Source organism: Kluyvera sp. (genome assembly GCF_047971185.1).
In the GTDB taxonomy this organism is placed as follows: Bacteria; Pseudomonadota; Gammaproteobacteria; order Enterobacterales; family Enterobacteriaceae; genus Kluyvera.
In genome coordinates this window covers 25,935-47,622 of the sequence record NZ_JBKDZH010000020.1, presented here as the reverse complement: position 1 = coordinate 47,622, position 21,688 = coordinate 25,935, and the positions used below count along the sequence as shown (strand labels likewise).

General features: G+C 58.3%; 16 protein-coding genes. 9 read left to right on the top strand and 7 right to left on the bottom strand.

What is annotated here, in order from left to right; genetic code table 11:
- The first annotated feature begins 7 nt into the window (after positions 1-7).
- From ACK5JN_RS05520 to feoC, 4 genes are all read left to right on the top strand, one after another.
- Entirely contained in the window at positions 8-2,341 is a 2,334-nt protein-coding gene (locus ACK5JN_RS05520; RefSeq protein ID WP_416869237.1) for a Tex family protein, read from the top strand.
- 452 nt (positions 2,342-2,793) lie between these two features.
- Positions 2,794-3,018: a ferrous iron transporter A gene (feoA, locus tag ACK5JN_RS05515; RefSeq protein WP_416869280.1), complete on the top strand. Its 225-nt coding sequence runs from the start codon at positions 2,794-2,796 to the stop codon at positions 3,016-3,018.
- A gap of 32 nt (positions 3,019-3,050) precedes the next feature.
- Complete coding sequence (gene feoB, locus ACK5JN_RS05510; protein WP_416869236.1) at positions 3,051-5,369, top strand: Fe(2+) transporter permease subunit FeoB; 2,319 nt, start codon at positions 3,051-3,053, stop codon at positions 5,367-5,369.
- 9 nt (positions 5,370-5,378) lie between these two features.
- Entirely contained in the window at positions 5,379-5,615 is a 237-nt protein-coding gene (gene feoC, locus ACK5JN_RS05505; protein WP_416869235.1) for a [Fe-S]-dependent transcriptional repressor FeoC, read from the top strand.
- Between the two features lie 46 nt (positions 5,616-5,661).
- Here feoC and ACK5JN_RS05500 read toward each other — a convergent pair whose 3' ends face one another.
- Both ACK5JN_RS05500 and bioH read right to left on the bottom strand, forming a co-directional pair.
- Positions 5,662-5,931 (bottom strand): YdgH/BhsA/McbA-like domain containing protein, encoded by a 270-nt coding sequence (locus ACK5JN_RS05500; protein WP_416869234.1) that lies wholly within the window; start codon positions 5,929-5,931, stop codon positions 5,662-5,664.
- Between the two features lie 113 nt (positions 5,932-6,044).
- Complete coding sequence (bioH, locus tag ACK5JN_RS05495; RefSeq protein WP_416869233.1) at positions 6,045-6,821, bottom strand: pimeloyl-ACP methyl ester esterase BioH; 777 nt, start codon at positions 6,819-6,821, stop codon at positions 6,045-6,047.
- Positions 6,822-6,858: 37 nt separating this feature from the next.
- Here bioH and gntX point away from each other — a divergent pair, with 37 nt between their 5' ends.
- From gntX to gntT, 3 genes are all read left to right on the top strand, one after another.
- Positions 6,859-7,533: a DNA utilization protein GntX gene (gene gntX / locus ACK5JN_RS05490; RefSeq protein WP_416869232.1), complete on the top strand. Its 675-nt coding sequence runs from the start codon at positions 6,859-6,861 to the stop codon at positions 7,531-7,533.
- Positions 7,534-7,591: 58 nt separating this feature from the next.
- Positions 7,592-8,167: a Fe-S biogenesis protein NfuA gene (gene nfuA, locus ACK5JN_RS05485; RefSeq protein ID WP_416869231.1), complete on the top strand. Its 576-nt coding sequence runs from the start codon at positions 7,592-7,594 to the stop codon at positions 8,165-8,167.
- A gap of 420 nt (positions 8,168-8,587) precedes the next feature.
- Complete coding sequence (gene gntT / locus ACK5JN_RS05480; RefSeq protein WP_416869230.1) at positions 8,588-9,904, top strand: gluconate transporter; 1,317 nt, start codon at positions 8,588-8,590, stop codon at positions 9,902-9,904.
- A 68-nt stretch (positions 9,905-9,972) separates the two neighbouring features.
- Here gntT and malQ read toward each other — a convergent pair whose 3' ends face one another.
- Positions 9,973-12,057 carry a 4-alpha-glucanotransferase gene (gene malQ, locus ACK5JN_RS05475; RefSeq protein ID WP_416869229.1) on the bottom strand — a complete coding sequence of 695 codons (2,085 nt, stop codon included), beginning with the start codon at positions 12,055-12,057 and terminating at the stop codon, positions 9,973-9,975.
- A 10-nt stretch (positions 12,058-12,067) separates the two neighbouring features.
- Positions 12,068-14,458, bottom strand: coding sequence for a maltodextrin phosphorylase (gene malP, locus ACK5JN_RS05470; protein WP_416869228.1), 2,391 nt, complete (start codon positions 14,456-14,458; stop codon positions 12,068-12,070).
- A 622-nt stretch (positions 14,459-15,080) separates the two neighbouring features.
- On the opposite strand from malP, the gene malT reads away from it, so the two are divergent.
- Both malT and ACK5JN_RS05460 read left to right on the top strand, forming a co-directional pair.
- Complete coding sequence (malT, locus tag ACK5JN_RS05465; protein WP_416869227.1) at positions 15,081-17,786, top strand: HTH-type transcriptional regulator MalT; 2,706 nt, start codon at positions 15,081-15,083, stop codon at positions 17,784-17,786.
- Positions 17,787-17,992: 206 nt separating this feature from the next.
- Complete coding sequence (locus ACK5JN_RS05460; RefSeq protein WP_416869226.1) at positions 17,993-19,360, top strand: glycoside-pentoside-hexuronide (GPH):cation symporter; 1,368 nt, start codon at positions 17,993-17,995, stop codon at positions 19,358-19,360.
- A 123-nt stretch (positions 19,361-19,483) separates the two neighbouring features.
- On the opposite strand, the gene ACK5JN_RS05455 is transcribed toward ACK5JN_RS05460, so the two are convergent.
- From ACK5JN_RS05455 to glpE, 3 genes are all read right to left on the bottom strand, one after another.
- Positions 19,484-20,242 (bottom strand): DeoR/GlpR family transcriptional regulator, encoded by a 759-nt coding sequence (locus tag ACK5JN_RS05455; RefSeq protein ID WP_416869225.1) that lies wholly within the window; start codon positions 20,240-20,242, stop codon positions 19,484-19,486.
- A gap of 17 nt (positions 20,243-20,259) precedes the next feature.
- Positions 20,260-21,090 carry a rhomboid family intramembrane serine protease GlpG gene (gene glpG, locus ACK5JN_RS05450; protein ID WP_416869224.1) on the bottom strand — a complete coding sequence of 277 codons (831 nt, stop codon included), beginning with the start codon at positions 21,088-21,090 and terminating at the stop codon, positions 20,260-20,262.
- A 126-nt stretch (positions 21,091-21,216) separates the two neighbouring features.
- A complete protein-coding gene (gene glpE, locus ACK5JN_RS05445; RefSeq protein ID WP_064541432.1) occupies positions 21,217-21,546 on the bottom strand; it encodes a thiosulfate sulfurtransferase GlpE in 330 nt (109 codons plus the stop codon).
- Positions 21,547-21,688 lie beyond the last annotated feature (142 nt).

The following is a 21,688-nucleotide window of genomic DNA, read 5'->3' as shown; positions in this document are numbered from 1 at the left end:
CCAAGCCATGATGAATGATTCGCTCTGCCGCATTATTGCGGGTGAACTTCAGGCCAGAGCCGAACAGGTGGAAGCCGCCGTTCGCCTGCTTGATGAAGGGAACACCGTGCCGTTTATTGCACGTTATCGTAAGGAAATCACCGGCGGACTGGATGATACGCAGCTGCGTAATCTGGAAACCCGCCTGGGGTATTTACGTGAGCTGGAAGACCGCCGACAGGTCATTCTGAAATCCATCGGTGAACAGGGCAAGCTGACCGAGGCGCTGGAAAAGGCCATCAACGGCACGCTCAACAAAACCGAACTTGAAGACCTCTACTTACCGTACAAACAGAAGCGCCGCACCCGCGGGCAGATTGCGATTGAAGCGGGCCTTGAGCCGCTGGCCGATCTGCTGTGGAGCGAGCCGTCCCACGACCCGGAAACGGCCGCGGCGAAATTTATTGACGCTGACAAAGGCGTTGCCGACGTCAAAGCCGCCCTCGACGGCGCGCGCTACATCCTGATGGAGCGCTTCGCGGAAGACGCGGGCCTGCTGGCAAAAGTGCGTGACTACCTGTGGAAAAACGCCCACCTGGTCGCCAAAGTGGTCAGCGGTAAAGAAGAGGAAGGCGCGAAGTTCCGCGACTACTTCGACCATCACGAACCGATTTCCACCACCCCTTCCCACCGCGCGCTGGCCATGTTCCGCGGGCGCAACGAAGGTATTCTGCAACTCTCCCTTAACGCCGACCCGCAGTTCGACGAGCCGCCGAAAGAGAGCCACTGCGAGCAGATCATTATCGATCACCTCGGCCTGCGCCTGAACAACGCCCCGGCGGACAGCTGGCGCAAAGGCGTGGTGAGCTGGACCTGGCGCATTAAGGTGCTGATGCACCTCGAAACCGAATTAATGGGCACCGTACGCGAGCGTGCGGAAGATGAAGCGATCAACGTCTTCGCCCGTAACCTGCACGATCTGCTGATGGCCGCCCCGGCAGGCCTGCGCGCGACCATGGGCCTCGATCCGGGTCTGCGCACCGGCGTGAAGGTCGCGGTAGTTGACGGCACCGGCAAGCTGGTGGCGACCGATACCATCTATCCGCACACCGGTCAGGCGGCGAAAGCGGCGGTGGCCGTGGCGGCGCTGTGCGAGAAGCATAACGTCGAGCTGGTGGCGATCGGCAACGGCACCGCCTCGCGCGAAACCGAGCGTTTCTTCCTCGACGTGCAGAAGCAGTTCCCGAAAGTTACCGCCCAGAAGGTGATCGTCAGCGAAGCGGGCGCATCCGTCTACTCCGCCTCCGAGCTGGCGGCGATGGAGTTCCCGGACCTCGACGTTTCGCTGCGCGGCGCGGTGTCGATCGCCCGTCGTTTGCAGGACCCGCTGGCCGAGCTGGTGAAAATCGACCCGAAATCGATCGGCGTCGGCCAGTACCAGCACGATGTCAGCCAGACCCAGCTGGCGCGTAAGCTGGACGCGGTAGTCGAAGACTGCGTGAACGCCGTCGGCGTTGACCTCAACACCGCCTCCGTGCCGCTGCTGACCCGCGTCGCTGGCCTGACGCGCATGATGGCGCAGAACATCGTCGCCTGGCGCGATGAGAACGGCCAGTTCCAGAACCGTCAGCAGTTGCTGAAGGTAAGCCGTCTGGGGCCGAAAGCGTTTGAGCAGTGCGCGGGCTTCCTGCGTATTAACCACGGCGATAACCCGCTGGATGCGTCCACCGTTCACCCGGAAGCCTATCCGGTGGTTGAGCGCATTCTGGCAGCCACCCAGCAGGCGCTGAAGGATCTGATGGGCAACAGCAGCGAGCTCCGCGGCCTGAAAGCCTCAGAGTTTACCGACGAGCGTTTCGGCGTGCCGACCGTGACCGACATCATCAAAGAGCTGGAAAAACCGGGCCGCGACCCGCGTCCGGAGTTTAAAACCGCGAAGTTCGCCGATGGCGTCGAAACCATGAACGACCTGCTGCCGGGGATGATCCTCGAAGGCGCGGTGACCAACGTCACCAACTTTGGTGCTTTTGTCGATATCGGCGTGCATCAGGACGGCCTGGTGCATATCTCCTCGCTGGCGGATAAGTTCGTTGAAGACCCGCACACCGTGGTGAAAGCGGGCGATATCGTCAAAGTGAAGGTGCTGGAAGTCGATTTGCAGCGTAAGCGCATTGCGCTGACCATGCGTCTGGACGAGCAGCCCGGCGAAACCAACGCCCGTCGCGGCGGCGGCAACGATCGCAGCCAGGGCAACGGCCGTCCGGCGGCGAAAGCGGCCAAGCCGCGCGGCCGCGAAGCTCAGCCTGCCGGCAACAGCGCCATGATGGATGCGCTGGCGGCGGCGATGGGTAAAAAACGCTAACGACATTTTCAGCGACCTGTAGCCCGGGCGAGGCGTTCACGCCGACCCCGGGATTGCTCCGCGCCTGTCCCGGCGGCGCTTCGCCTGGCCGGGCTACTATCACCGGGACGCTGGGAATATTCCCGTCGCTAAATATTTTGTATCCACTATTAATAATCCGCTTTATCACGTTTTATTTTATTAACCAATGAAACCTTAATTAAACATTAAACGAGGTAAATATCGGTTAATTCATTTAACGCTACAATGCGTTGCTTGAGTAATATCAAAAAAAGTGCAAATAGTGCGCAAAAACCCCGCCAACCGCATGTTATGTATTGATGATAAAAACCATTCTCATTATCATCATTTTCAGTTCCTTTTTCTTTCTTATATTGACAGATGATGCCCAGTTGCCAGCAGGCCGCACGCGGCGTTCCCTCGTCCAGCTAGCGAAAACACAAGTAGGTACTATGCAATTTACACCGGATACTGCGTGGAAGATTGTTGGTTTCTCCCGCGAAATTAGCCCAGCTTATCGTCAGAAACTGCTCTCTCTGGGCATGCTGCCGGGTTCGTCATTTAATGTGGTCCGCGTCGCACCGCTTGGCGACCCTATTCATATTGAAACGCGTCGCGTCAGCCTCGTATTACGTAAAAAAGATCTCGCGCTAATAGAATTGGAAGCCGTAGCGTAATAACTTCAGCCCGGTACTAAGAGTCTGAAAAAATGAAAAAAATAACCATTGGTTTAATTGGTAATCCTAATTCTGGCAAGACAACATTATTCAATCAGTTAACCGGCGCGCGTCAACGCGTGGGCAACTGGGCGGGGGTGACGGTAGAACGTAAAGAGGGGGCCTTCGCGACTACCGATAATCAGGTGACGCTGGTCGACCTGCCGGGCACCTACTCGCTGACCACCATTTCCTCGCAAACCTCGCTGGATGAGCAAATCGCCTGCCACTACATCCTCAGCGGCGATGCCGACCTGCTGATTAACGTGGTCGACGCCTCCAACCTGGAACGTAACCTGTATCTGACGCTGCAGCTGCTTGAACTGGGCATTCCGTGCGTGGTCGCGCTGAACATGCTGGATATCGCCGAGAAGCAGCAAATTCGTATCGACGTCGACGCCCTTTCCGCGCGCCTCGGCTGCCCGGTGGTGCCGCTGGTTTCTACCCGCGCCCGCGGCATTGAAGCATTGAAACTGGCGATCGACCGCCATCAGGGCAACCAGCCGCTGGAGCTGGTGCACTATCCGCAGCCGCTGCTGCGCGAAGCAGATAACCTGGCGAACGCGATGGCGCAGGACATTCCTGAACGTCAGCGCCACTGGCTGGGCCTGCAGATGCTGGAAGGCGATATCTATAGCCGCGCCTATGCCGGTGACGCCGCGCACAAGCTGGACGTTGCGCTGGCGCACCTGAGCGAAGAGCTGGATGACCCGGCGCTGCACATCGCCGACGCTCGCTACCAGAGCATTGCCGCCATCTGCGACGCCGTGAGCAACACCCTGACCGCCGAGCCAAGCCGCTTTACCGCCGCGCTGGATAAAATCGTCCTCAACCGCGTGCTCGGCCTGCCGGTGTTCCTGTTCGTGATGTATCTGATGTTCCTGCTGGCCATCAACATCGGCGGCGCCCTGCAGCCGATCTTCGACGGCGGTTCGGTGGCGATCTTTATCCACGGTATTCAGTGGATTGGCTACACACTGCACTTCCCGGACTGGCTGACGGTATTCCTCGCGCAGGGGATCGGCGGCGGTATCAACACCGTGCTGCCGCTGGTGCCGCAAATCGGCATGATGTACCTGTTCCTCTCCTTCCTTGAGGACTCCGGCTACATGGCGCGCGCCGCCTTTGTGATGGACCGCCTGATGCAGGCGCTCGGCCTGCCGGGTAAATCCTTCGTGCCGCTGATCGTCGGCTTCGGCTGTAACGTGCCGTCGGTGATGGGCGCGCGTACCCTGGATGCCCCGCGCGAGCGTCTGATGACCATCATGATGGCGCCGTTTATGTCCTGCGGCGCACGTCTGGCTATCTTCGCGGTCTTCGCCGCGGCCTTCTTCGGCCAGGGCGGCGCGCTGGTGGTCTTCTCGCTGTACGTGCTGGGGATCGTGATCGCCATCCTGACCGGCCTGATGCTCAAATACACCATCATGCGCGGCGAAGCCTCACCGTTTGTGATGGAGCTGCCGGTGTACCACGTTCCGCACATCAAGAGCCTGATTATCCAGACCTGGCAGCGCCTGAAAGGCTTCGTGCTGCGCGCCGGTAAGGTGATCGTCATCGTCAGCATCTTCCTGAGCGCCCTGAACAGCTTCTCGTTCAGCGGTAAGATCGTCGACAACATCAACGATTCGGCGCTGGCTTCCGTTAGCCGCGCGATTACCCCGGTGTTTAAACCGATTGGTGTACATGACGATAACTGGCAGGCAACCGTCGGTCTGTTTACCGGGGCGATGGCGAAAGAAGTGGTGGTCGGGACCCTGAACACCCTCTATACCGCCGAAGACATCCAGAACGAAGCGTTCGACCCGCAGGAATTCCATCTCGGTGACGAGCTGCTGGCCGCCGCCGATGAGACCTGGCAGGGCCTGAAAGACACCTTCAGTCTGAGCGTACTGGCCAACCCGATCGAAGCCAGCAAAGGCGACGGCGAAATGGAAACCGGCGCGATGGGCGTGATGAGCAGCAAATTCGGCAGCGCCGCGGCGGCCTACAGCTACCTGATTTTCGTGCTGCTGTACGTGCCGTGCATCTCGGTGATGGGGGCGATCGCCCGTGAATCGAGCCGTGGCTGGATGACCTTCTCCATTCTGTGGGGCCTGAACATCGCCTATTCGCTGTCCACGCTGTACTACCAGACGGTCAGCTTCAGCCAGCATCCTCGCTTTAGCCTGGTGTGCATTCTGGCGGTCATTCTGTTCAACGTGGTGCTGTTGGGTCTGCTGCGCCGTGCTCGTAGCCGGGTGGATGTCTCCCTGCTGGCGACGCGCAAAACGCCGACCACCTGCTGTTCAAGCCCGGCTGGCGATTGCCACTAAGGAGTGAAGATGGCGTCAATGATTGAAGTACGCGATATGTTGGCTCTGCAAGGACGCATGGAAGCTTCGCAGCTCAGCGCTCAGTTGCACTCGCCGCAAGCGCTGATCGACGCCATGCTGAGCCGATTAGAAGCGATGGGAAAAGTCGTGAAGATTAACGAAGAGCCTGACGGCTGTCTGACCGGCAGTTGCAAAAGCTGCCCGGAAGGCAAAGCCTGCCTGCGTGAGTGGTGGGCCCTTCGTTAAGTAAGATTCCCGACGCTGGCTTCAGCGTCGGGTCATCCAGGCAAGGTTACTTGTAAACGTCCGCGTTACCGTGAACGGTTTTCTCGTTTTTCTCACCGGCGATGATCACGTAGTACTTCCCGCCCATTTCATCGGCTTTTTTCGACAGATCCTGCTTGGCATCCATTGGCGACGTTGTGCGCGAGGTGGTGATGCTGCCCAGTTTGGTCAGATTCATCTTATCCACATCTTCTTTCTGAATCTCCTTAGCAGCAAACGCACCAAACGACAGGGAGCCAATCACCAGAGATGCAACGATTCCTGTAACAAGTTTCATAGCTTCTACTCTCCTTAAGGTTGTTATTTGCGTTGCGCGGTGAGCAGGATAATCACCTACGGCAACAGCTTAAGTATTGCTATGAATGCCACTTTTACCATCTCAGAGCGGAATTAATTCTTAATCTGCTCCTTCAAAGCCAGCAGCGGCGCGCAGAAAGCCTGCGGGTGCGAGATAAACGGCGCATGGGCCGCTTTGTCAAAAATGAGCGAGCGGCTGTGCGGCCACTGCGCGTCCAGCAGCGGCACAATTTTGCGCGGCACCAGGCCATCGAGTCGGCCATACAGGCGCAGGAACGGCAGCGTCAGCGCCGCTAACGGCGCGCGTAAATCAGCGGTTTTGAGGATCTCAAGGCCGCCGTTGAGCACCTCGGACGACGGCATTGGCAGCGACAGCACCGTCTGCTTCAGCGCCCGCGCGTCCTGGCGAGCACTTTCGGTCCCCAGCGTTTGCAGCGCCAGAAAGCGTTCCACGGTACGCTGGAAATCTTCGCTCAGCTGCTGCTGGAAGCCGCTGAGCACCTCCGGCTTAATACCCGGCCACGCATCCTGCGCGCTAAAGCACGGAGACGATGCCACGGTCACCAGCGCCTGTACGCGTTCGGGATGACGCAGCGCTACCTGGCTTGCCACCAGCCCGCCCAGACTCCAGCCGAGCCAGATAGCGCGATCCGGCGCGCACGCCAGCACGCTCTCCGCCATCGCTTCCAGACTCAGGGCGCCAAATCCGCCGCTGCGCCCGTAGCCCGGCAGGTCCACCAGGTGCAGCGTAAAATGCGCGCGTAATTCCGGCGTAATGCAATCCCAGACCTGTGCATTCAGCCCCCATCCGTGCAGCAGCACAAGATGACAATTTCCTTCGCCCGTGGTTTGCCACCAGATGTCGTTCATCAGCTATCGTTCTCATTTCTTCGCTTGAGGAGGGAATATGCTAACAGTCCACGGCGCGTGCTGGCTATGCCAAATGCCGCTGGCCCTGCCGGCGTGGGGCATCTGCTCACGCTGCGCAAAAACCCTGTTTACCACCGCAAGCAGCTGTCCGCAGTGCGGCCTGCCGTCGAGCAGCCTGGCGGGCCCTTGCGGGCGCTGCCTGCAAAAACCGCCGCCGTGGCAGCGTCTGGTGGCGATTAACGACTACCGCCCGCCGCTCAGCCAGTTGATTCATCGCTTTAAGTTCAGCGGCCACCCCGAGCTTGCCGCCACGCTGGCGCGCCTGCTGCTGCTCGCCGTCCGTGAGCGAACCGACCTGCCCGCGCCGGAGCAGATCGTTAGCGTGCCGCTGTGGCAGCGCCGTCACTGGCGGCGAGGCTATAATCAGAGCGAACTGCTGTGCCGTGCGCTGGCGAGCTGGCTGGGCGTCGACTATCAGCCCCGGGCCATCACCCGTATTCGCCCAACGGCCACCCAGCACCAGCTCAGCGCCCGGTTGCGCAAGCACAACCTGAAAAATGCTTTTCAGCTTGAATTACCGGTGCGCGGTCGCCATATGGTTATTGTGGATGATGTGGTCACCACCGGCAGTACCGTGGCCGAGATTTCCCGCCTGCTTTTGCGAAACGGCGCGGCGAGCGTTCAGGTATGGTGTCTGTGCCGCACCTTGTAGACCCCCAGCGATGGGCGTATTATAACCAACTAAAGTAGTCAACTATTAGGTCAAAGCTATGATCCGTATTTCCGATACTGCGCAAGCGCACTTTGCCAAACTTCTGCAAAATCAGGAAGAAGGGACACAAATCCGCGTATTTGTGATCAACCCTGGTACGCCTAACGCAGAATGCGGCGTTTCTTATTGCCCGCCGGATGCGGTGGAAGCAAGTGATACAGCCCTGAAATTTGAACAGCTCACCGCCTACGTCGACGAACTGAGCGCTCCGTATCTGGAAGATGCGGAAATTGATTTCGTGACCGACCAGCTCGGTTCGCAGCTGACGCTGAAGGCACCGAACGCCAAAATGCGTAAAGTGTCCGACGACGCCCCGCTGATGGAGCGCGTAGAGTACATGCTGCAATCGCAGGTTAACCCGCAGCTGGCCGGCCACGGCGGCCGCGTGTCGCTGATGGAAATCACCGACGATGGTTACGCGGTGCTGCAATTTGGCGGCGGCTGTAACGGCTGTTCGATGATCGACGTCACCCTGAAAGACGGTATCGAAAAACAGCTGCTGGCGGAATTCCCGGAGCTGAAAGGCGTGCGCGATCTGACCGAACACCAGCGCGGCGAGCACTCTTACTACTAAGTTAGCGCCGTACTCGTCCCGGCGGCGCTTCGCCTGGCCGGGCTACAAACGAGCGCGACTCTCACCGGTAGCCCGGGCGAGGCGTTTACGCCGACCCCGGGAAATCTCCGTTCAACCCATGTTACCGCGCAACATTCCTCGCAAAACCTCACGCGTAATACTGCAATAATTCTGCCAATAGTTTGACTAAGGTCGCATAATTCACATTTCCAGGCGACAGGTTATTCTCAAACTCACCATGTTACCCGTATCATCTCGCCGTACACCATCGAGTTAAATAATAGCCAGCTATGCTTAGTCTGGGTCCTACAACATAACGATGGTGTGAAGAAGTCAGTACCTATTCCCTCTGTAGGGACAATTGGAAGTTGTCGCAACAACAGTGACGTTACCCATAACAAATTAAAGGCTGGATAAGTTATGCCATTAATCATCGTAGCTATCGGGGTTATCCTCTTATTACTGCTGATGATCCGTTTCAAAATGAACGGGTTTATCGCTCTGGTGCTGGTGGCGCTTGCCGTCGGCTTAATGCAGGGCATGCCGCTGGACAAAGTGATCGTGTCGATCAAAAACGGCGTCGGTGGCACCCTCGGCAGCCTGGCGCTGATTATGGGCTTCGGCGCCATGCTCGGCAAAATGCTGGCCGACTGCGGCGGCGCACAGCGTATCGCCACCACCCTTATCGACAAATTTGGCCGCAAGTACATCCAGTGGGCGGTGGTTCTGACCGGCTTCACCGTGGGCTTCGCGCTGTTCTATGAAGTGGGCTTCGTGCTGTTGCTGCCGCTGGTCTTCACCATCGCCGCCAATGCGCGTATTCCGCTGCTGTATATCGGTGTGCCAATGGCTGCTGCGCTCTCCGTGACCCACGGCTTCCTGCCGCCGCACCCGGGCCCGACCGCTATCGCCACCATCTTCCACGCCGACATGGGTAAAACCCTGCTGTACGGTACGCTGCTGGCGATTCCAACCGTGATTCTGGCTGGCCCGGTTTACGCGCGCTGCCTGAAAAGCATCGACAAGCCGATCCCGGAAGGCCTGCACAACCCGAAAACCTTCACCGAAGCCGAGATGCCGTCCTTTGGCGTGAGCGTCTGGACCTCTCTGGTGCCGGTGATCCTGATGGCCGTACGTGCCGTTGCGGAGATGGTATTGCCGAAAGGCCACGCTCTGCTGCCTGCCGCCGAGTTCTTTGGCGACCCGGTCATGGCGACGCTGATTGCGGTACTGATTGCGATCTTCACCTTCGGCCTGAACCGTGGCCGTTCGATGGACGACATCAACGATACCCTGCTCTCCTCCATTAAAATTATCGCCATGATGCTGCTGATCATCGGCGGTGGCGGCGCCTTCAAGCAGGTGCTGGTGGATAGCGGCGTGGATAAATACATTGCCGGTATCATGCATGAATCCAACGTCTCTCCGCTGCTGATGGCGTGGTCTATCGCCGCCGTGCTGCGTATCGCGCTGGGCTCTGCGACCGTTGCCGCTATCACCGCGGGCGGTATTGCGGCCCCGCTGATTGCCACTACCGGCGTAAGCCCTGAGCTGATGGTGATCGCGGTGGGTTCCGGTTCCGTAATCTTCTCCCACGTGAACGATCCGGGCTTTTGGCTGTTCAAAGAGTACTTCAACCTGACCATCGGCGAGACCATCAAGTCCTGGTCAATGCTGGAAACCATTATCTCGGTTTGTGGTCTGGTTGGCTGTCTGCTGCTGGGGATGGTGGTGTAACGCCACGAAATCTCGATATAAAAACGCCGGGGCTTTCCCCGGCGTTTTTTTATGGGTTGGTACAGTGATTACTTCTTCTTGCTCGCCGCTTTCCGGCGCTTATCCAGGTCTTTAATCAGCTTGTTGACCCCTTCATCGGCAAACATCGCCTCCAGCGTCGTCGAGAGCTTGCGTCGCCAGTTCGGGTACTCGGTGCTGGTGCCGGGAATATTGACCGGCGCGGACATCTGTAGCCAGTCTTCCGGCTGCAGGCCTAGCAGCGCGCTGTTGCTGTCGGCGATATAGCGCTGCATGCCGCGGCTCAGGGTTGACGTCATCGACATCATCGACGCCTTATGCCCCGCACGCTTCGGCAGCGCGCCGTACTTGTGCAGCGCATCCAGCAGCCCCTGCTTCGCCAGCTCGCGGTCCTGATACAGCCCGCGCAGTACGTCGGCGTCCGGGTACAGGCCCAGCGCATTGCCAAGCGTCAGATCGCCGCTTTCCCAATAGCCGCGCAGCGTCGGCAGGTCATGGGTCGTGGCCACGGCCATCGACTGTTCCGGGTAGGCTTTCGGCGCGCGGAAGGTCTTCTCGTTGTCGCTCTCAAAATAGAGCACTTTGTACGAGTAGACGCCGCTCTTACGCAGTTTGCCGACGATTTCCACCGGCACCGTCCCCAGATCTTCGCCAATCACCATGCAGCGATGACGTTTGCTTTCCAGCGCCAGAATCGACAGCAGCGCATCTACCGGATACTGCACGTAGGCACCGTGGTCGGCGGTTTCACCGTACGGGATCCACCACAGGCGCAACACGGACATCACGTGGTCGATACGCAGCGCGCCGCAGTTTTTCATGTTGGCGCGCAGCAGCTCGATAAACGGCTCGTAGGCACGCGCGGCGATGATGTGCGGATCCATCGGCGGCAGGCCCCAGTTTTGCCCCAGCGGCCCGAGGATGTCCGGCGGCGCGCCGACGGAGGCCTTCAGGCAGTAGAGTTCACGGTCGCACCAGGTTTCCGCGCCGCCTTCCGCTACGCCCACCGCCAGGTCGCGGTACAGGCCAATCGGCATCGCGTCGCGCTGGCTGGTCTCCCAGCACTCGGCAAACTGGGTGTAGGCCAGCCATTGCAGCCAAAGGTAGAAATCGACTTCGTCGGCATGCTTTTTACAAAACGCGTGTACTTCCGGGCTTTCGATAGTCTGATACGCCTTCGGCCAGGCCGGCCAGCCCCAGCGCAGCTTATCTTCTTTCACCTGATTGGCGTGCAGCGCGTCAAACGCCGCCTGCCAGTACAGGCTCTCACCCTCTTTATCAACAAAATAACGGAAGGCCGTCATCGGCTCATCGTGACGTTTAGCAAAGCGCTTCCACGCCATACGCAGCGCGGTCATTTTCAGCTCGGTCACCGCGGCGTAGTCCACCTGCTCGACGGCGCGCGCGGCCTGTAACTTCTGCTGCGTCGCCGGGAGCTTCCACCATGCCTGCGCTTCTTCGCTCAGCCGGAAGTCTTCCACCGCATTCACGTCGATATAGATGACGTTCATCCAGCGACGAGATGACGGGCTGTACGGGCTGGCGCTCTCCGGGTTGGCCGGGTAGAGCGCGTGAATCGGGTTGAGGCCGATAAACGCCCCGCCGCGCTTCGCGACTTCCGGCAGCATCGCCTTCAGGTCGCCAAAGTCGCCGATACCCCAGTTCGTTTCTGAACGCAGGGTATAGAGCTGAACGCAGGCGCCCCACAGCTTTTTCGCCTCTTTCAGCGGCTGCGGCTCGTAGCAGCGCTCGGGGGCAATAATCACCCGGCAGTGCCAGCGCTGGTCATCCTGGGTCAGCGTTAAGGAGTGATACCCCTCCGGCAGACGCGTCGGCAGGCTAACACTTTTGCCGCCCTCCGCCTTACCGTGGTACTGCTGCCCTTCTTCGGTAGTGAGGATCCAGTTGAACGCGCCGCTGCCGATAACCGGCAGCGCCATTTTCTTACCGAACGTCCAGACCATCACGTTCGGTATCGGCGTCGCCGCGACCGAATCGGTCGCGGGACGGTGCATCGCGTCAAGCAAGCGCCGTTTGGTGTCTGCGCCGATGGACTGCGGCTTGCCGTGCGCATTGATATAGTCAGGGCTAATGCCTGCCGCCAGCGCGGCATTATCGAGGCGTTTGCTTTCCATAGGCCAGTCCTTAGCGTTTTGCCTGCCAGATACGTTTTTGGTAATCGCGAATCGAGCGATCGGAGCTAAACATGCCGCAGCGTGCGGTGTTCAGGATGGCCGCGCGCGTCCAGGCTTCCTGGTCACGGTACAGCACATCCACCTGCTTCTGCGCTTCAACGTAGGCGGCAAAGTCGGCCATCACCAGGTACGGGTCGCCGCCCTGCTTGCCGATGCTGTGCAGCATCTGGTCGAAAGCGTGCTTGTCGCCGTCGCTGTACTTGCCGCTCTCCAGCTCTTTCAGCACCGCGTCCAGCAGCTTGTCGGCTTTACGCCATTTCAGCGGATCGTAGCCTTTGGCTTTGAGTTCCTTCACCTGCTCGACGGTGTGGCCGAAGATGAAGATGTTCTCGTCGCCCACTTTCTCGGCAATTTCCACGTTCGCACCGTCCAGAGTACCGACGGTCAGCGCGCCGTTCAGCGCCAGCTTCATGTTGCCGGTGCCGGAGGCTTCTTTACCCGCGGTAGAAATCTGCTCGGAAACGTCCGCCGCCGGGATTAGCATCTCAGCCGCCGATACGCAGTAATCCGGCAGGAACACCACTTTCAGCTTGTCGCCAACGATCGGGTCGTTGTTAACCGCTTCGGCCACTTTATTGATTGCAAAGATAATGTTCTTCGCCAGGTAGTAGCCCGGCGCCGCTTTCGCGCCGAACAGGAACACGCGCGGTACGCGGTCGGCCTGCGGGTTTTCGCGAATCTCTTTGTACAGCGCCAGAATGTGCAGCAGGTTCAGGTGCTGGCGTTTGTACTCGTGCAGACGCTTGATTTGAATATCAAAAATGGCGTTGCTGGAGATCTCAATGCCGGTACGCGCCTTGATAAATTTCACCAGACGCTCTTTGTTCGCCAGCTTGATGTCGCGATACTGCTGACGGAATTTCGCATCGTCCGCATATTTTTCGAGATTGATCAGCTGGTCGAGATCGTTAGCCCACTCTTTCTTCAGGGTTTTATCCAGCAGCGCGGCCAGCGCCGGGTTGCACTGTTTGATCCAGCGGCGCGGGGTAATGCCGTTAGTGACGTTGTGGAAACGGGTCGGCCACAGCTGATGGTATTCCGGGAACAGATCCTTCACCACCAGGTCAGAGTGCAGCGCCGCCACGCCGTTGACCGCAAAGCCGCTCACCACGCACATGTTCGCCATGCGCACCTGTTTGTTGTGCACCACGGCCAGCTTGGCCCATACGGCTTCGTCGCCTGGCCAGGTTTTCTCTACCAGCGTCTTAAAGCGGTCGTTAATCTCTTTGATGATCTGCATATGACGCGGCAGCAGCGCTTTCACCAGCTTCTCATCCCAGCACTCCAGCGCTTCCGGCATCAGCGTGTGGTTGGTATAGGCGAAGGTTTTACTGGTGATGGCCCAGGCGTCGTCCCAGCTCAGCTGGTGCTCGTCAATCAGCACGCGCAGCAGTTCCGGGATCGCGATGGTGGGGTGGGTATCGTTCAGCTGGATAACTTCGAAATCGGCCAGCTGATGCAGCTTACGGCCCGCCAGGTGATGGCGACGCAGAATGTCGGCTACCGAGCAGGCGCACTGGAAGTACTGCTGCATCAGGCGCAGCTTTTTGCCCGCGGTATGGTTATCGTTCGGGTACAGAACCTTGGTCAGTTTTTCAGCGTCGATGCCCTGCTGCTCGGCGCGCAGGAAATCGCCGTCGTTGAATTTGGTGAGGTTGAACGGGTGCGCATGTTTGGCCTGCCACAGGCGCAGCGGCTGAGCGACGCCGTTACGGTAGCCCAGCACCGGCAGATCCCAGGCTTCGCCGGTGATGGTAAACGCCGGCTGCCATTCGCCTTTCACCACCTTGCCGCCGATGCCTACCTGCACGTCCAGCGCCGCGTTGTGGCGGAACCACGGGTAGCTGCCGCGCTGCCAGTCATCCGGCGCTTCCATCTGGTGGCCGTCAGCAAAGGACTGACGGAACAGGCCGTACTGGTAGTTCAGACCATAGCCGGTTGCCGACTGGCCCACGGTCGCCATCGAGTCAAGGAAGCACGCGGCCAGACGGCCCAGGCCGCCGTTGCCCAGCGCCGGGTCAGTTTCTTCTTCCAGCAGGTCGGTCAGGTTGATGTCGTAGGCTTTTAGCGCCTCGCTCACCCCTTCATACCAGCCGAGGTTCAGCAGGTTATTGCCGGTCAGACGGCCAATCAGGAACTCCATCGAGAGGTAGTTCACGTGGCGCTGATCTTTCGCCGGTTTGGCGACCGGCTGAGCCGAAAGCTGTTCTGCCAGCGCGCCGCTCACAGCCTGCCACCACTGATGAGGCGTCATTTCGGAAGCGGCCTGCAGGCCAAAACGCTGCCACTGACGCGTCAGGGCAGCCTGGAATGAATCGTGATTGAAAGTAGGCTGTGACATAGCGAAATAGAATCCTTTTTACATAAACATTAGCGGTAGTGTGCCTGGCTGTTTCTGCAACTTCCTCCTCCTGTCCAGGATTAGGCGGGGAGGAGTCGCAGGGATGAGCGAAAAGTGTGATCGCCGCCACTATAACGTTAGCCGCAGACGGCCATTTCGCGCATTTTTCATACCGCCGAAGGCGTCCTTTTTTCCGCTTTCAGTGTCGGGGATTAGGCGCGCAAAATCTTCGCGCCCGCTCAAAAAATGAAATAGCGTTTCGCAGTAAATATGTAAATAAGGAAACTATTGCCTCACGAAAATAAGCAACAAATTAATACGTATTGTTTCTACGGAAAATGACGTGAGCTGACATATCTTTAAACAGCATTTATTCCATAGGCGCTGAAATTTTATTTTCACCCGTAGCCACAAGGGGTTAGCGGCCCCAGGTTTTCCGCGACTCGCGGGCCGTTATACGTGAATGGTATTAAATTAAAGAAATTGTGACATATAGCAAATTAGCGGACATCAAAACAGGACATAACTTGCAATACATAGCTATTTGACCGACCTTTGTAGGGATTAATTACGAAGCGCAAAAAAAATCCTTTTTCCAATCCTCACAGTGAAGTGATTAGCTATGTTGATTCCGTCAAAACTAAGTCGACCGGTCCGTCTCGAACACACAGTGGTTCGTGAGCGGCTGTTGGCGAAACTTTCCGGCGCGAACAATTATCGTCTGGCGCTGATAACCAGTCCGGCTGGCTATGGAAAGACCACGCTCGTCTCACAATGGGCGGCAGGAATGAGTGACCTCGGCTGGTATTCACTGGATGAAGGTGATAATCAGCAGGAGCGCTTTGCCAGCTACCTGATTGCCGCTATCCAGCAGGCGACGGGCGGCCATTGCGAGGCCAGCGAAAACATGGTGCAGAAGCGCCAGTACGCGAGCCTGAGCTCCCTGTTCTCGCAGCTTTTCATTGAACTCAGCGAGTGGCAGCGCCCGCTCTATCTGGTCATTGACGACTACCACCTGATTACCAACCCGGTGATCCACGATGCCATGCGTTTCTTCCTGCGCCACCAGCCGGAAAACCTGACGCTGGTCGTGCTGTCGCGTAACCTGCCGCAGCTGGGCATCGCCAACCTGCGCGTGCGCGATCAGCTGCTGGAGATTGGCAGCCAGCAGCTCTCCTTTACCCATGCGGAAACCAAACAATTTTTCGACTGCCGCTTAGCCGCACCGATTGAAGCGGCGGAAAGCAGCCGTCTGTGCGACGACGTCGCCGGCTGGGCCACCGCGCTCCAGCTAATCGCGCTCTCCGCGCGTCAGCGTAATAACGCCACCCAGCACTCTGCGCGCCGCCTGGCGGGCATTAACGCCAGCCACCTGTCGGACTATCTGGTGGATGAGGTGCTGGATAACGTCGACGCCCAGACCCGTAACTTCCTGCTGAAAAGCTCGCTGCTGCGCTCAATGAACGATGCGCTAATCGCCCGCGTGACCGGCGAAGAAAACGGCCAGATGCGCCTTGAAGAGATCGAACGCCAGGGGCTATTTATTCAGCGTATGGATAACTCAGGCGAGTGGTTCAACTATCACCCGCTGTTCTGTAGTTTCCTGCGTCAGCGCTGCCAGTGGGAACTGGCGGCCGAGCTGCCGGAAATCCACCGCGCGGCGGCGGAAAGCTGGATGGCGCAAGGCTTCCCAAGCGAAGCTATCCACCATGCTCTGGCGGCGGGCGACCCGAAAATGCTGCGCGACATTCTGCTGAATCACGCCTGGGGCCTGTTCCACCACAGCGAGCTGGCGCTGCTTGAAGAGTCGCTCTCCGCGCTGCCGTGGGAAAGCCTGCTGGAAAACCCGCGTCTGGTGCTGCTGCAGGCCTGGCTGATGCAAAGCCAGCACCGCTACAGCGAAGTGAACACCCTGCTGGCCCGCGCCGAGCAGGAGATGACTTCTGAAATGGACACCTCGCTGCACGGCGATTTCAACGCCCTGCGCGCGCAGGTCGCCATCAACGACGGCGACCAGGATGAGGCCGAGCGTCTCTCCATCGTGGCGCTGGAAGAGCTGCCGCTGGCTAACTTCTATAGCCGCATCGTCGCCACCTCGGTACACGGCGAAGTGCTGCACTGCAAAGGGTTGCTGAGCCAGTCCATCGCCGTCATGCAGCAAACGGAACAGATGGCGCGTCGCCATGACATCTGGCACTACGCGCTGTGGAGCCTGATCCAACAAAGCGAAATTCTGTTTGCGCAGGGTTTCTTACAGGCCGCCTGGGAGTGCCAGGAAAAAGGCTTCCAGCTGATCCGCGAGCAGCATCTGGAACAGCTGCCGATGCATGAATTCCTGCTGCGTATCCGCGCACAGCTGCTGTGGGCATGGGCGCGTCTCGACGAGGCGGAAACCGCCGCCCGCACCGGTATTGAAGTGCTGAGCGGCTTCCAGCCGCAGCAGCAGCTACAGTGCCTGACCTTACAGGTACAGTGCTCGCTAGCGCGCGGCGATCTGGATAACGCCCGCAACCACCTGAATCGTCTAGAAAATCTGCTGGGCAACGGTGCCTATCACAGCGACTGGGTCTCCAACGCCGATAAGGTGCGGGTGATTTACTGGCAGATGGTCGGCGACAAAAAAGCCGCGGCCAACTGGCTGCGCCACACGCCGAAACCGGCGTTCGCCAATAACCACTTCCTGCAAGGCCAGTGGCGCAACATCGCCCGCGCGCAGATTCTGCTGGGCGAGTTCGACTCCGCTGAAATGGTGCTGGAAGAGCTGAATGAGAACGCCCGCGGCCTGCGCCTGATGAGCGACCTCAACCGCAACCTGCTGCTGCTCAACCAGCTGCACTGGCAGGCGGGCAATAAGAACGAGGCCCAGCGCGTGCTGCTGGAAGCGCTACAGCTGGCCAACCGCACCGGGTTTATCAGCCACTTTGTGATCGAAGGCGAATCGATGGCGCAGCAGCTGCGCCAGCTGATTCAGCTGAATACGCTGCCGGAGCTGGACCAGCATCGCGCCCAGCGCATTCTGCGCGAGATTAACCAGCACCATCGCCATAAGTTCGCCCACTTCGACGAAAGCTTCGTCGAGCGGCTGCTCAACCACCCGGAAGTGCCGGAGCTTATCCGTACCAGCCCGCTCACCCAGCGCGAGTGGCAGGTACTGGGGCTTATCTACTCAGGCTACAGCAACGAACAGATCGCCGGCGAACTGGACGTCGCGGCCACCACCATCAAAACCCATATCCGCAACCTCTATCAGAAGCTCGGCGTGGCGCATCGTCAGGATGCGGTACAGCACGCGCAGCAGCTGCTGAAGATGATGGGATACGGGGTCTAATACCGCTTCGCTTATCCGGCCTGGCCATTGGGCCGGATAAGACGCCATCCCCACCAGATAATCCTCGCACCAAATAGCAAAGAGATAACTACGTCACAATAGAGAATTAACATAAGCGCAAAGTGAAATATTGGAATACTCAGCACGCTGGGCACCTTTTATAAATAATGTCGTATGTTGGCACGTAATAATAAAAAGGTGACCCTATGTCGGCATTAACCGGTAAAATCAGTAATAAAGAGAAGTTTGGATTTGGCTTGGGCGATGCCGCCAGCCATATCGTATTTGATTCCTCAGTTGCCATCCTTGCCTATTTCTATACCAATATCTACGGCTTACCCCCGGCAGTGATGGGGACATTATTTTTAGTCGTCAGGGTGCTGGATGCGATTACCGATCCGATCATGGGCGCAATCGCTGACCAGACCAAAAGCCGCTGGGGCCGTTTCCGCCCGTGGTTATTAATTATTTGCGTTCCGTTCGCCGTAAGCTGCGTGCTGGTGTATTCCACGCCCAACTTTGAGCAGACCGGAAAAATCGTTTACGCCGTCGTCGCCTATATTTTCATGACCCTGATGTATACGGCAATTAACATTCCTTACTGCTCGCTCGGCGCGGCGATCACCGCCGACCCGAAAGAGAACCTGTCGCTGCAGTCCTGGCGCTTCGCCGTCGCACCGATTGGCGGCGCCATGGGAACCGCGCTGATTCTGCCGCTGGCGGACATGATTGCCCCTGGCGACCGGGCAACCGGTATGCAGTGGGCGATGGGGATTTTCGGCGTCATTGGCTGCATGATGTTCCTGATCTGCTTCGCCACCACTAAAGAGCGTATTACGCCGGTGAAAGAAGAGAACCTGAACATTTTACGCGACGTGCGCATTTTGATGAAAAACGATCAGTGGTGCGTGCTGTCGGTATATAACCTGGCGATGCTGTGCGGCGTGGTGGTACGCGGCGGGCTGCTGGTTTATTTCGTACAATATATTCTGAACCAGGGCAGCAGCGTTATTTCACTGTTTATGTTGGCGACCACCGTCGCCGCCGTTGTCGGCAGCCTGGCGGCAAAACACGTCGGCTCGTGGTTCTGTAAAATTCGTGCTTCGGTGTGGGTGAATATTCTCAGCGCGTTATTTGGCCTGCTGTTCCTCGTGCTGCCAACCGAATATTGGATGCCGGCGTTTATTGTCCACGTGATCCTGAACATCCTGCAGGGGATTAACGCTCCGCTGCAATGGTCGATGATTACCGATGCCAATAACTACGGCGAGTGGAAAACCCAGCGCCGCATTACCGGCATGAACGTAGCGGCTAATATCTTTATTATCAAACTCGGCGTGGCCATCGGCGGTGCGCTGACCGGCTGGGGTCTGGCGTTCTATGGCTATCAGGCGGGCGTTGAGCAGCAATCAGCGGAGGCCATTCGCGGCGTGTTGATTCTGTTTACCGTGCTGCCAGCTATCTTCTATCTGATTACGGCCATTTCCATCCGCTACTATCGCCTGACGGAAGACCGGATGAACGTGATTGTCTCCGACCTTAGCCAGGGTAAATTCCAGCAGCAGATGTCCTGAGTATCAGCACGGGCTCCCCTCTCCCCAAAGGGGCGAGGGAACCGTTCGGCGCTGTTTGTGCCGAACGAAGTGACGCCGGAAACACCCCGGCGTCGATGCTAGCGCACCTCGCCCGGGCTACCTTCAGCAGAGCTCCAGCTGTACTTCGTTTTCGGCAATCACCTGCATCACGCCCGGCGGCGGCAGAACGTCGGTGTACACGGCATCCACCATACTGATGCTGCCCATGTTCACCATCGCGTTACGGCCAAACTTAGAATGGTCGACCACCAGAATCACGTGACGGGAGTTATCGATAATCGCGCGCTTGGTCCGCACCTCGTGATAGTCAAACTCCAGCAGCGAACCGTCGTTGTCGATGCCGCTGATGCCCAGAATGCCGAAGTCGAGGCGGAACTGAGAGATAAAGTCCAGCGTCGCCTCGCCGATAATCCCGCCGTCGCGGCTGCGCAGCTCACCGCCTGCCAGAATAATGCGGAAATCCTCTTTTACCATCAGCGTATTGGCAACGTTGAGGTTATTGGTGACGATGCGCAGATCGCTGTGATTAAGCAGCGCGTGGGCCACCGCTTCCGGCGTGGTGCCGATGTCGATAAACAGCGCCGACCCGTTGGGAATCTGGCTTGCCACCTTCAGCGCAATTCGCTCTTTCTCCGCGGTTTGCGTCGCCTTGCGATCGTGCCACGAGGCGTTCACCGAGCTCGACGGCAGCGCCGCGCCGCCGTGGTGGCGCAGGATTTTTTTCTGCTCCGCAAGGTCATTCAAATCACGACGAATGGTCTGCGGGCTAACGGAAAAGTGCTCCACCAGCTCTTCCGTACTGACATAGCCCTGGAGTTTGACCAGTTCGATTATCGCGTCATGACGTTGTGTTTGTTTCATGATGAATCCCTGGAAATTTATGCTCGCTTTCGCACATTAAGCGTATCGACGAAGGCCATGGCCAGGCCAATCACCAGCCCGGTGACGTGCGCGCCGTTCGCAATCGACATCCCAAATACGTTGAACCACCCGGCAACCAGCCAGATCAGTGAAAACACGATCAGCCCGCGCGGCAGGTAGATGCCGCTTTGGGGATCGCGCTCGCCGCGCAGCCAGGCGTAGCCCATTAAGGCATACACCACGCCGGAGAGACCGCCGAACCACGGGCCGCTAAACTGATGCTGAATAAAGCCGCTAAGCAGCGCGCTGATAACGGTGATCACCACCAGCTTACCGCTGCCGATGCGTTTCTCTATCGCACCGCCGAGGTACCACCACCATAGCAGGTTAAAGAGGATATGAACGAACGAGAAATGCATGAATGCGTGGGTAAAATAGCGCCAGACTTCAAATTTCAGCGAATCGTCGTACGGCCATGCGAGCCAAATCATCACCGGCTGATCGCCGATAACGCTCATCAGAATAAACACCAGGATACAGACCGCCATGATGCCTATCGTCACCGGGCCCGCGCCCGCCTTCAGCGTGGCCAGAAACGGGAAGCGACGATAGTGCAGGCCGCTGTTGGTCTGCCCGGACTGCCAGCTCGCCGCCAGATAGCGCGGATCGGCCGGGTTGGCGAGAAAACGCTCCAGCTCTTCGCGAACGCGTGACTCCTGCGCTTCGTCAGAAAGCCAGACATCGCTGCGCGTGTGCTGCTGGATAGTCAGAATAACGCCCTGCGTCGCCATGTAGTCAACAAAGGCCTGGGCCACGCGCGGGTTGGTAAAAGAGGTGATCATCAACATCAGCAGGTCGCTTCTATTCCACACAAAAGGGGACAGTATATACCCAAACCCTGGCGGATGCGTTGCGGCGACGCGCAATGACCGCCTGGCAGCAGGCGGTATCAGGAATGGGTGAACGCAGCGCGCTTAGAATGCGGCGTGTTCCACCTCAGCCGGGAAGTGGCGGTGCCAGGCGTCAAAGCCGCCGTCGACGCTATAGACCTGGTCATAGCCCTGCTGTAGCAGGTACTGCGCGGCGCCTTTACTGCTGTTGCCGTGATAGCACATCACCATCACCGGCGTTTCAAAATCGTTATCGCGCATAAACGCGCCCAGCGTGTCGTTCGTCAGATGAAACGCGCCCGGGGTATGGCCCATCGCAAAGCTCTGCGGGTCGCGAATATCCACCAGCACAGCGGTGCTCTGCTGCAGCTTTTGGTGCGCCTGTTCTACGTTAATGCATTCAAACTGTTCCATGGTGCTCTCTTATCGTTATGGCAGGTATTGTCTTGCTGGCGACATTTTACCGCCAAGTGTACGTCCTCAGGCCACGTAAACGCCAATATGTTATGCACATCACTCTAAAATGTTTTTTCAATGTTACCAAAAGCGCGTTTAC